Origin of the sequence: Pedobacter aquatilis (genome assembly GCF_030409415.1) — a bacterium.
Taxonomy (GTDB): domain Bacteria; phylum Bacteroidota; class Bacteroidia; order Sphingobacteriales; family Sphingobacteriaceae; genus Pedobacter; species Pedobacter aquatilis.
In genome coordinates this window covers 1-12,138 of the sequence record NZ_JAUFPW010000015.1, presented here as the reverse complement: position 1 = coordinate 12,138, position 12,138 = coordinate 1, and the positions used below count along the sequence as shown (strand labels likewise).

Genomic DNA, 12,138 nt, shown 5'->3' with positions numbered 1-12,138 from the left:
TTATCTTCTCGAAATTGGGATATAATCCATCGGTACCATGTCGCCAACCTTTTCATAGGCCCAATAACCTTCGTATAACATAGAGCGAGAATCGTAAACACTTCCATTTGCATAAAAGCGAACTGGGCCATCTGTTAATTTAACAACAGAAATCTCATGTTCTGGAATATCTAATGGTCTGAAAACCCAAAAACCAGTATTAGAATAAGTCAAAGATTCCTTTTCTTTGGTGTATTGAACGCAAAGCGCATCAGTATAATTTATCCATTTTAAATTATCATTATAGAAACGTACTAAAGTATCAGGATTAACTTCGGCTCTGCTAAATTTATCAATGAAACGAGGCATTTCTTTTTGCTTCGTCCAAAATTCTAATAAGCCTGCATCAATTTTGCCGGCTTCTTTTCTGATGCCTGTTTTCTCTGGCAATGTTCTGATTTTTATTAAATTCTCATTAATATAGTTTTCAGGGTATCGGTTTGGGTTAGGCGTTTGTACAATTTTATTGATAATGAAACCTTCTTCTTTGCTCTTATTTTCGTAAAGAGAGCGAAAAAAATGTTGTGATGAACCGTAATAGGCAATTTCTCTGGCTTCTATATATTTTTTCTTTTTTGCTGGTGATGATTTAAATTCTTCAAAAAACGGGTGCCCAGAAAAGTAAATGATGTGCGTTCTACTATTATACTCAAAATAATCAAGCATATATTTGAGTTTGTAACCTAGCGCCTTATTTTCTACAATCAAAAATTCTGTGGTTTTTACAGTAAGCAAGCTTTTAGTTATATCAAAATCGACATGTAAAACTTGCGGATTTAGTATCTTGCATTGCTTGGAGTTTGGTGTAGTACCAATGAAATACTCCGTAAATTGTTTAATGTATTTTTGCCTGTTTGGGTCAGCCCGGATGGTCACTTCGTTAAGCAAAACTGTATTTTCTTTCAATATTAAATCTACCCTTACTGATTTTTCTTCGATAATTACCGACTTTGAATAGGGGAGATAGCCCACCATTTGCACAAGAATATTGTAGCTACCTGGTTTTAGATTTGGTAATGAGAAATTCCCATCATTATCTGCAACGGTGGCAATTTTGTAGCCACTCAAATAAATGCCCGCACCAGGTAAACCGCCTTGATCGTCCTTAACTTTACCACTTATAGAAAAAGTATTTTGAGCTAAAATTCCCGAAGAAAAAAATAATATAAAAAGTAAAGTAGCAGCGCTTTTATACATGGATGCTAATGTAGCCAAATGGAAGAGGATTTATAAAAATAACTTTTCCAGTTTAACAATTTTAACATTTAAAATAACTTTCTATTTACTCTTTTTTTGTGGTAAATAATCTAATGGAACACTATCGGCAATTTTCTCCCAGCTCCAGTATCCCTCAAAAAGCATAGAGCGTGGGTTATATGTACCTCCATTTTGATAAAAATATATTGGTGCAACAAGCAAATTTATTAATGATATTTGATAGTCGGGCATGGTTAAAGGCCGAGATATTGACATGCCAATCCGGTTTGCATAAATAGGATCTTCTTTTTCCTTAGTATATACGACATATAGTACATCAGTAAAATTGATTGATTTAATGCTTTCATTAAAGGTTTTAACTAGGGTATCCGGTAACACTTCTTGTTGATTTAAAATAGCAATTTGCTTAGAACGGTTTTTTTGCTTATGCCAATAATTCAATGAATCCGCATCCGTTTGATATAATTTTAATTTACCAGCGGTAGCTGAGGCATTAAGTCTGAATTTCTTAATTTTTGTATTTATCAAACTATCTGATGGTCGCGTTTTATCTGTTTGCCTAATAAGTTTATGAATGATAAACCCTTCTTCTTTCGAATTTCCATTATAAAGACTGGTTAAAAAGTGATTGCTTGAGCCATAGTAGGCAATTTCTCTTTTTGTAATCCAACGCTTCATCTGGCCTTTACTTCCTTTTAAATCTTCATAGTAAGGGTAACCTTCGTAATAAATTATGTTCGTTTTATTATCCCATTCAAAAAGATTAATCTGATATTTTAATCTGTAGCCTAAAGCTTTGTTTTCGACAATTAAAAACTGATTGGTTTTTACCGTAAGTTTCGAATCATCTTTACTATAATCTATGATTAAAACATTGGGGTTGATGATTTTACATTGAGCCGCATTTGGTGTAGTGCCAATGAAAAAATCGGTAAACATCCTGATGTAGCCAGCTCGGTTTGGATCTGGTTTTATGGTAACCTCATCCAGTTGCATGGCATCCTCTTCCAACTCAACATCGAGTTTTGTTGCTTTATCTTCTATAAGAATATTTTTTGCAACTGTTTTATATCCAATAATTTGGAAAAGAATATCATAGTTACCAGGTTTCAATCCCAAGGTGTAAGCACCATTATTATTTGCAACGGTTGCAATTTTGTAACCACTAACAAAAACCCCGGCTCCAGGCAAAACCTCACCGCGTTTATCTTTTATTACTCCAGAAAGTACAACATTTTGCGCAAAAGCAACAATAGTCAATAGATTAAGGGCAAATATTAGAAACAATCTTCTCATTAAAACAAATATAAACTAATTTATTAGTTTAAAAAGTAACAATAATGATTAGAAATGTTACCCCAAAAGCTCTTTTGCATTTTCTATGGCTGAAGCTCCAGGATTTTTGCCGCTAAGCATTTCCGCAATTGCATCCACTCTTTCTTCTTGTTTTAATTTTCTAATTCCTGTGGTAGTTTTTCCAGCATCATCTGCTTTGTAAACGAAATAATGCGATTTGCCTCTTGCAGCAATTTGAGGTAAATGTGTTATCGAAATTACCTGCATATTCTCTCCAAGTATTGAAATTACTTCTCCAACCTTTAGTGCTGTTTCTCCAGAAATACCAGTATCAATTTCATCAAATATAATGGTTGGCAAGGCGGTATGTTTAGCCAATAATGCCTTAATGGAAAGCATTAAGCGAGAAAGTTCTCCACCAGAAGCAACTTTGTTTACTGGGGCAGGTGCTTGTCCGGCATTTGCAGAAAACAGCAAACTAATCTCATCTAATCCATCTTTTGATAATTCTGTAAGTGGTGTTTGTGTTAAAACTAGTTTTGCATTGGGCATACCTACTTGCTTTAAAGTTGCCTCTGTTTTAGTTTGTACTAATTTAATTGCCTTCTCACGATTTTGGCTTAATTCCTTTGCCTGTTTTGTTAAATTTATCTTGAGTAATTCAATTTGCTTTGATAGTTTTTCTATCTGCTCATCAGATGATAAAAGTTGATTTAAATTTTGCTCCAATTGGTCTTTTAGTGCAATTAACTCAAGGTTGCTATCTAACCTATGTTTTTGCTGTAAAGAATATAATAAATCTAAACGCTGGTTAATGATATCCAATCGCTCAGAACTATGAATTGTATTATTTTCAATTATCGATATTTCGTCTGCAACATCTTTTATTTCAATTAGGCTAGATTTTAGTCTTTCATATAGCAAATTAATAGAAGAATCAAACTTTTCTACAGTTTGTAACTGCATCTGAGCTTCTTTTAAAATTAAAATCGCCGATGGCTCTGCCTCAGTCAATAAAGCATTCGCATTCATCAATGCCCGCTTGATCGTTTCTGCATGGGTCAGTTTTTCTAACTCCATCTCCAAATCTTCTTGCTCACTGGGCTGCAAGTTAGCCTGCTCTAATTCATTAAAAAGAAATTGCTCATAATCTTGCTTATTTCTCGCTTCGTTAGCTCCTTCGGTCAATTTTTTGAGCAGGGCTGAATCTTTTTTATAAGTCTTAAAACCTAATCGGTATTCGGCTAATAATGTATTATGATTTGACAATGAATCAACCATCAATAACTGAAAATCTGCATTATTGATTTCTTGCGTGGCATGTTGGGAATGAATATCTATTAGCTTCTCGCCAATTTGCTTTAATATGGATAAATTTACCGGCGTATCATTTATAAAAGAACGGGATTTTCCATCGATTGATATTTCACGTCTTAATATGCTTTCTTTAAAGAAATCTAGGTCATTTTCGTCGAAACTTTCTTTCAGTTGCTCATCCGCCAATAAAAATGTACCTTCTATTACGCACTTTTTATCCTGGTTAAAAAAATATTTGCTTTCGGCCCGCTGACCTAAAATTAAAGATAAAGCACCAAGTATAATTGATTTTCCAGCACCTGTTTCACCAGTTATTATATTCAAACCTTTATCAAACTCGATGTCAAGGCTATCAATTAATGCGTAATTACGGATAGATAGTTTTTGTAGCATAGCTAATGCGAAAATACTAAAAAAGTTATTTTAACAATAGCCTAAAATAAAAACAGCGAAGATAATTCTTCGCTGTTTACAGATATTATTTATTTGGTTTTTAGTTTTTTTCTGTGCGCTCTCGTCTTTCAAGGCTTTCTTTCTTTTCTTGTTTCTCTACCAATTCTTTAACTTCCTTCTCAAACTTTTGTTTAAGCTTTTTATACTCATCAGATTCTCTAACGCTTTTAGATGGCTGGTTATCGCGATAAATTATCCTTCCACCATTTGGAGATGAAAATTCATAACGATAAATCCGTGATAAAGAATCTTTTTTAATGCGAGATAGCGGCGTTAATTTCTTACCATCATATTTAAGTACCCTTTCTTGCAAGGCATCAAGTTCGGCTCTGAATTCTGGCGTACTAAATTGCGCAGACATATCTTCTCCCATCTTTTTCCATTTTGCTTGCGCTTCAGGCGAGTTATATTCTTTTGCAATGTCTTCACCAAATTTTTTCCACTTGGCTTGAGCTTCTGGCGATGAATATTCTTTTGCCAAGTCTTCACTAAGTTTTTTCCATTTGGCTTGTGCCTCCGGCGAAGAAAATTCTTTAGTCATTTGCTCACCCATTTTTCTCCATTTGGCTTGGGCTTCTGGAGAGGAAAATTCTCTGGCGATATCTTCTCCATATTTTTTCCATTTCAATTTTGCTTCTGGCGATGAAAACTCACGATGAATTTTAGCTGCGAACAACGAATCTTTAAATTTGAAAGCAGAATCTCCTCTGTAAATAATTGCTCTTCTTCCACCAAAAAGTTCATCATCATAAAAATCTTTTCTCAAGCTATCCGGCATTTCTTTTACTGAATTGTATTCGGTTCTTTTTCCATTAGCATCAACCGTTACAATTCTAATTTTACGTTTTTTAGTCGTATCGTTGAGCACAACTGCGTTGGTGCTGAAATGATTAGCGGTTATCGTTTCAATTTTTTTGGTTACTTTTTTAGTTTCTTTCTTAACAGGATTTATCCATGCAATAGAGAATAGGCAGGCAACACCTAATGTTAAGGCAGCCATTTGCTGTTTTGCGTTTAAATAATTGGTTTTCATATTTGTGATTCTCTTAATACGTTGATACAAGTTTTGAGTTTTTCCGGTAGCAGCTAATGCATAAGCCGGACTATTTTTATCCTTTAATAATTCTAATTTTAATAAGGCATGTGCATAATTCAAAGGCTTGCCTGTCAGCTTTAATACTAAATCATCACAAGCATGTTCACGTTCTATATGTATAAATCTGCCTGCCATCCAAACAAATGGATTAAAGAATAAAAAAGTTTCTATAGCCGTTTTTATAAGGTTTAATAAAAAGTCATTTCTGCGAATGTGTGAAAGCTCATGAATTAAAATGGCTTCAACCTGGTCATTGTCTAATTCATTAATTAACGCAACTGGAAATAATACCATAGGTTTTAAGTAACCGATAACCAATGGTACATTTACGATGGATGATAAATGGAACTTTATAGTTTTACTGATTTTGAGATTAGCGGTAACTTTTTGGAAAATATCATTCCAGTCATTAGGAACTATGCTCAAGTTGTCCTTTTTAAAGCGTGCCAACTGATTATAGCCTTTAACGATAACGAGTATTTGTAACAAAATGCCCATTACATAAAACACTACAACGACCGGAAAGTATTGCTCTATTTTTGTACTAAAGTTTTCCGGTACATTATTAATATAGGCATATGTATTAACATTTTGTACGTTATTAATTGTCCTGGAAATTGGTAAATTCTTTAGGAGTATATCTATTAGATTATAAATGAAACAACCAAACATTAATAGGATTGAGCCAAATGCTAAATTGTGTTTGTATTTAGCGGCAAGCTTAGGCAGGCTAAGTAAAACAATAAATAAAACACCATAAATAAGCGCACTTTGCCAAAGCGAATTTAAAATGCTCCATCCAAAAGCTTTAATAAATTGAGGTAATAAAGTTTCCATGTTAATTGCTCTAATTTTAAAAATCAGTTACTTTTTATTTTTTTATACTAACCCAGGTTCTCAAGAGTTTTCTCTAACGACTAACGACTACTTAAGGCTATCCAAGTATTTTTTTATTTCGTCTAATTCTTCACTTGTTGCAGAATGATTTCCTAATGCCTGCATAACCAACCTTGCAGCTGAACCATTAAACACATTATCAATCATTTTATTTACCAATTGCTTTTCTGTTCTATCTTGATTAACAATGGCTTTATAGATGTGCGTTTTTTGATTAGTATCTCTTTCTACCATTCCTTTTTCGTGCATAATTTGCATAAGTTTTAGGGTAGTAGTGTAGCCAGAATCTTTTTTATTTAAAGCCTCATGCACTTCTCTTACAGTACAAAGGCCTTTTTGCCAGAGCACTTGTAAAATTTCCATTTCACCTTCTGTTGGTTTGATGTTGTTATTATTCATATGTTACAGTTGTACGAACTATTTCGTAATCAAATGTACGAAGATATTCGTATTATCAAAATTATTTAACAGATTTTTAACAAAAGCTATTTCTACTATATGACGCAGTTTGTATGAAAACGTTGCACTATTATTTAAAATTTGAGCAGGAGGGAAGGAAGTTTTATTTACTGAAGTATCTTCTTTAAACCTGATTGCAGCGAATACCGGCCATGCGGATAAGGCCTGCAGGCGTATAAGCGTAAAGCAGGACTAACAATAATATGAAATGCCGTATTTGCTTTACAAGAAATTATAAAACTAGTTTGCTTTTAGCCCTTCGTATTTGCCAATGTTGGCTGGGTCTATTTCTGAAAGTAAGTTGTAGGCTTTTAAACGTTCCTGGGTATTCAACTTTGCAAGTACATTTGTAATTTCCTCAGCTTTTGCAGCAAAATATACATTTGGGAAAATTGAACCTAACTTTTGCTTGTCCATTTTTTGCAGCTCGGTAAGTGCAGAAACAATTGGCATTAAGCCTTTATCGTCATTAGTCAGTTGGTCTAAACCTTTGAAATGATAATTATAAATAAAATTTCGTAATTCGCTGAAAATAGGATTTAGGGCATTTTCATTAAACCAGAAACGGTTACGCAAGCCATCGGCTGCTCGCCAACCTGTATTACCCGAAACCTGGGCCAGATTTATTATGTTTTGTGCTTTTTTAAAGTAAACATTGCCACCCATTTTACCAAAGCTGTCTTTATCTAACCCGATAATGGTATAAGCATAATAGGTTAATAAAGCACTAATGTTTGATATGTAATTCTGATCTGAAAAATCGATTGTTGAGCCGTCATTGTAGCTGAAATCGAAATTTTTATCGCTCATATTAAGCAAGGTGCTGTTATAAGTCGAATTAAATACAGGTCGGCTGCTTTGAATCTGAGCTTCTGCTGTATAGCCAGAACCACCATCCCAGGATGTTATCGTAATTACAAAATTGCAATCTATTCTTTCTTGCGCTTTATAGGTTTCGGTAGTGAACTTATTATTGTTTAAAAATTCTCTTAATGTTCTTTGCAGTATGTCTAGCTGTTGCTTGTTTATATTCGAAACTTGCGGAGCCAATAGCTGTACACGAGCGTTAAGCTCTTGTGCATATAATTTTCCGAAACTAAGGATGAACAATAAACAAACAAGTCTTTTTATCATTTAATGAGTTTTAAGATTTCACTACAAATATCTTTTGCAACCTCTGCTTTTGATTTTACCTCAAACGCAGTTTTTTGAAGTGCCTTATTAAAAATAGTAATTTTATTTGTATCTGATTTGAAACCAGCGCCTTTATCATTTAAAGAATTTAGAATCACCAGATCAAGATTTTTTTTCTCCAGTTTCCCTTTTGCATAATTTTCCTCGTCATTTGTTTCTAAAGCAAAGCCAACCAAAATTTGGTTTTGCGTTTTTACTACGCCAAGCGATGCCAAAATATCGGTCGTCTTTTCTAATTCTAGATTAAATTCACTTTCCGATTTTTTAATCTTTTGAGTAGAAATATTTTTGGGTTTATAATCAGCAACTGCTGCACACATTACTGTAATATCGGTTTCGGCGAAGATTGCTGTACAGGCATTAAGCATATCTGCTGCGCTTACAACATCAATTCGCTTTAATAGTTGTGCAGCTTTTTGAGCGGTTGGTCCGGCAATTAGCGTTACATCTGCACCCATTTTGCTTAACTCATCTGCAATGGCAAAACCCATTTTGCCTGATGAATGGTTGCCAATGAAACGAACCGGATCTATAGCTTCGAAAGTTGGTCCGGCGGTTACCATTACTTTTTTGCCATAAAAAGGCATTCCGCGTTTCAGCGAATCATTTAAAAAATTAACAATTTCTTCCGGTTCAGCCATTCGGCCTTCACCATATAATCCGCTGGCCAGTTCGCCACTTTCAGGAGCAATTACAATGTTACCAAAGCTTTTAATTTTCGAAATATTACCCTGTGTAGTTTCGTGTTTCCACATGTCTAAATCCATCGCTGGCGCCACGTAAACCGGGCATTTTGCAGATAGGTAAACAGCGGTTAAAAGATTATCGCAAATTCCGGTAGCAAGTTTTGCAAGGGTATTGGCACTGGTAGGGGCAATGATAATTAAATCTGCCCATAAACCTAGCTCAACGTGGTTACTCCAAACACCGGTTTCTTCCTCAAAATATTGAGTGTAAACTGGATTTTTAGAAAGTGTTGCCAGGGTTAATGGTGTAATGAAGTTACCACCATCTGGAGTTAAGATAACCTTAACGTTTGCACCAGCTTTAACCAAAAGCCTAACCAAAAAGGCCGACTTATAAGCTGCAATACTGCCACAAACGCCAAGTATTATATTTTTATTTTTAAGCATAGAGCAATGTGCGGTGAGCATAAAGCAAAGTGCATAGATCTTAATGCTAAGAAAGCTAAGCTCCAAGCTAGAAACTCCAACCTCTATGCGCTATGCTAATCTTATTTTTGTTCTTTAGCCGGATTTCTGTGGTAAACTTTCTCGTTTAAAAATTCATCCATAGCAACTAAAACTGGTTTCGGCATACGCTCGTAATGCTTACTGATTTCGATTTGCTCACGGTTTTCGAAAATCTCCTCAAGATTATCATTGCTCGAAGCAAATTCCGCTAATTTACCATGCAATTCTTCTTTCATATTGTTCGAAATCTGATTTGCTCTTTTAGCAATCACAACTAATGATTCATAAAGATTATCAGTAGTTCTGTCTAAATCGTGTACATTTCTGGTAACCGTAGTATTCGGAACAGCAGGTTTGTTAGTATTCATGTATTACTTGTTTTTAATATTCGTATTATCTGCGTTAGTTGGTTTTTGAGAAACGGTATCTTTTACTTTACCTGTTCTCTTAAGCATTTCCATATATTTAGCCTGGTCGGCAGCATACATAGCCATTTCAGCTTTGTTTTGCTTAATTCCATTTTCAATATCCGATTTTAATTGCTTAGCATCGTTAATGAATTTGCTTTGCGGGTATTTCTCTGTAAATTCTTCATATAAAGATGTAGCCTCATTGTATCTGTCTTCCTGGCGAATTGGAATACTGGTTTTAGCATACATATATTGTGCCTTAATCATTAAGAAATCCATTTCTTCCGCATATTTAATATCCGGATAATCTCTCTGTGCGTTTTTTAAAGCAATCACAGCGGCCCTGTAGTTTTCTACATTACTCGGACCAGTAGTTAAGTAAAGTTTTGCATTTTCAAAAACTTTATCTTCCAGCTTGGTTCTCAATACGCCAATGTATTTTGCAGCAGCAGCAGCACGTTCACTAGTTGGGTATAAGTTTATAAATAACTGCAGTGCATCAATTGCTTTATAAGTGTTTTCCTGGTCTAAAGAAAAAACAGGCGATTCTAAATAGTAGCAATATGCCGCCATATAACGAGCCTCTTCAGCATTAGGGCTTGCCGGATAGGTATCTGCGAAACTTTTAAATTGATATCTAGCAGTAGTGTAATCCTGCAATTTAAATAAGGTATTGGCATAATAATAAGCAACTCCTACAGCTTCTTCTCGACCACGGTATTTTTGAGCTAATTCTTCAAAAAGCACCAACGCTTTACTATAATCACGCTTATTATATAATCTAATGGCCTCCTCATTTTTCTTTTTAACATCGTTACTGGCACGTAACTTTTCAAAACGACTCTTACAACCCGCCATACCTAAAGCGGCAATAAATACTAAAATAAATAAGTGTTTAACTTTAAACATTCTGCAAAGATAATTAATAATACGATAACATCAATATAAAACAATTGGCCGCTAAGCTACTTATTGCTTTTCAGTACATATATATAGTTAACAATTTTTAACATAACTACGTTCTATTTTAGGTAGTCGTATATTATTAGTAAATCAGGCTTCGGTTTTCATATGAACGTTCGTCCCGTTTTCCATTCCAAATCCTCGTTTCGCTTTGCTGCACTTGCGGGTTTTCCATTTCACCCGGGTTTATTTTACGCAGGTTTACAGCACTAGAGCTTGCTAATTGTTTAAATGTTTTAAGGTTTAAAGGTTTTGAATTTGAAAGAAGCCCCGCTAATTAGCTGTTTTAAGATGCCTTAAATGGTAAAAGTGGTTAGTCTTATCGTGTTGTTGTATTGTTTGAAAGTTTGAAAGCTGAAATGTTTTGAGCTTAAGCATTGAACAATCTGCTAAACTTTTGTGTGCTTTGAATTTCCATAATCTTTAGAAAATCCCATCTTCTACCGCATGGGTTTTATTGCACTTTCTAGGTACCTTGTTCGAGACTTCTTCGAGAAATGGGTGCTTTTTTCGAACAAGCTTCGAAGAAGCTCCGAAGAAAGTGCATTATTTTTATCTGTTTTGCTCCTCTGGCTGATATTATTTGAAGGTTGTATTGTTTGAAAGTTTGAAAGTTGAAATGTTTGAACATTGGTTATTGCATTCTACTAAGGTATCTTAGGTGGTAAAAGTGGTTATCTTTTAGAGTTGTTGTATAGTTGGAAAGTTTAAATGTTTGAATTTGGTTATTGCAGATTCTGCTTAGCTGTTCTAAGATGCCTTAGATGGTAAAAAGTCGTTAGCATTACATTTTTGTTCTATTGTTTGAATGTTTGAATGTTTGAATGTTTGAAAGTTGGAATGTTTTGAAGTTTGAACATTGGTTATTGCATTCTACCAAGGTGTCTTAGGTGGTAAAAAACCTTTTAACAAACAAAAAATCCTTTTCAATTTGCGTTTTTTATCTGCGGGCATCTGCGGGAAACCCTTAAAAACGCCTGTGCATCGAAATAAACAACTCCTATAAACGTCAGAAAAACCACTCCAAACAAACTACGCGGCTAAAAAGTTTTGATTCAACATGATTTTTTCTCCTTGAAATCCATGTAGTTAGGGATAGACTAACAAATAAAAGCTTTGCCTACTTTGTGCACACGGATAATTTTTCTACTTTTGCAACCCGCTTCGGAGGAAGAGGGGTTAAGAAATGAGAAGCTGAAAACACCGGAAATTATTTTAAAATAAAATTTGGTGATTGAAAAAAGTTTTCTACTTTTGCAACCCGCTTCGGAAGGAAGCGATGCTATTAAAACAGCGGTATTGAAGAGTGGGATTTGGAATAAGAAACGGACGAAAAAATAAATTAAATTTTATTTGGAAGTTAAAAAAAGATTCCTACCTTTGCACTCCCAACGGAAACGAAGGGAATGAAAAACCAGAACGGCGGATGCCGGGAAGGGGATAAACAAGATTGAAATAAACGAAAAACGGGCAACGAAAGACGAAACAGACTTTCAGCGTTAATTTGAGTTTAAAGATATATAAATGAGGCCGCCGCGAGGTACCGAGCCGAATAAGTTCTTAAAAGAGATGTCAATGTAGCGCAAGCGGGGTAATGAAGTAC

At 34.6% G+C, this 12,138-nt stretch carries 9 protein-coding genes; all 9 read right to left on the bottom strand.

The features are described from left to right. Window positions 1-1,254 (bottom strand): carboxypeptidase-like regulatory domain-containing protein, encoded by a 1,254-nt coding sequence (locus QWY86_RS08695; protein WP_290240952.1) that lies wholly within the window; start codon window positions 1,252-1,254, stop codon window positions 1-3. A gap of 63 nt (window positions 1,255-1,317) precedes the next feature. Then, window positions 1,318-2,553 carry a carboxypeptidase-like regulatory domain-containing protein gene (locus QWY86_RS08690; RefSeq protein WP_290240951.1) on the bottom strand — a complete coding sequence of 412 codons (1,236 nt, stop codon included), beginning with the start codon at window positions 2,551-2,553 and terminating at the stop codon, window positions 1,318-1,320. A gap of 57 nt (window positions 2,554-2,610) precedes the next feature. Then, entirely contained in the window at window positions 2,611-4,263 is a 1,653-nt protein-coding gene (gene recN, locus QWY86_RS08685; protein WP_290240949.1) for a DNA repair protein RecN, read from the bottom strand. 100 nt (window positions 4,264-4,363) lie between these two features. Next, window positions 4,364-6,256 (bottom strand): M56 family metallopeptidase, encoded by a 1,893-nt coding sequence (locus QWY86_RS08680; protein ID WP_290240947.1) that lies wholly within the window; start codon window positions 6,254-6,256, stop codon window positions 4,364-4,366. Between the two features lie 87 nt (window positions 6,257-6,343). Beyond that, window positions 6,344-6,715 (bottom strand): BlaI/MecI/CopY family transcriptional regulator, encoded by a 372-nt coding sequence (locus QWY86_RS08675; protein WP_290240945.1) that lies wholly within the window; start codon window positions 6,713-6,715, stop codon window positions 6,344-6,346. Window positions 6,716-7,015: 300 nt separating this feature from the next. Next, the gene (porD, locus tag QWY86_RS08670) at window positions 7,016-7,909 is read right to left on the bottom strand and encodes a type IX secretion system protein PorD (RefSeq protein ID WP_290240943.1); all 894 of its coding nucleotides are present in this window, start codon (window positions 7,907-7,909) and stop codon (window positions 7,016-7,018) included. Continuing rightward, the gene (gene coaBC, locus QWY86_RS08665; RefSeq protein ID WP_290240941.1) at window positions 7,906-9,102 is read right to left on the bottom strand and encodes a bifunctional phosphopantothenoylcysteine decarboxylase/phosphopantothenate--cysteine ligase CoaBC; all 1,197 of its coding nucleotides are present in this window, start codon (window positions 9,100-9,102) and stop codon (window positions 7,906-7,908) included. The genes porD and coaBC overlap by 4 nt, the downstream gene beginning before the upstream one ends. Before the next feature lie 101 nt (window positions 9,103-9,203). Next, window positions 9,204-9,530 carry a DNA-directed RNA polymerase subunit omega gene (locus tag QWY86_RS08660; RefSeq protein WP_290240939.1) on the bottom strand — a complete coding sequence of 109 codons (327 nt, stop codon included), beginning with the start codon at window positions 9,528-9,530 and terminating at the stop codon, window positions 9,204-9,206. Window positions 9,531-9,533: 3 nt separating this feature from the next. Continuing rightward, complete coding sequence (locus tag QWY86_RS08655; protein ID WP_290240937.1) at window positions 9,534-10,481, bottom strand: outer membrane protein assembly factor BamD; 948 nt, start codon at window positions 10,479-10,481, stop codon at window positions 9,534-9,536. Window positions 10,482-12,138: the final 1,657 nt, after the last annotated feature.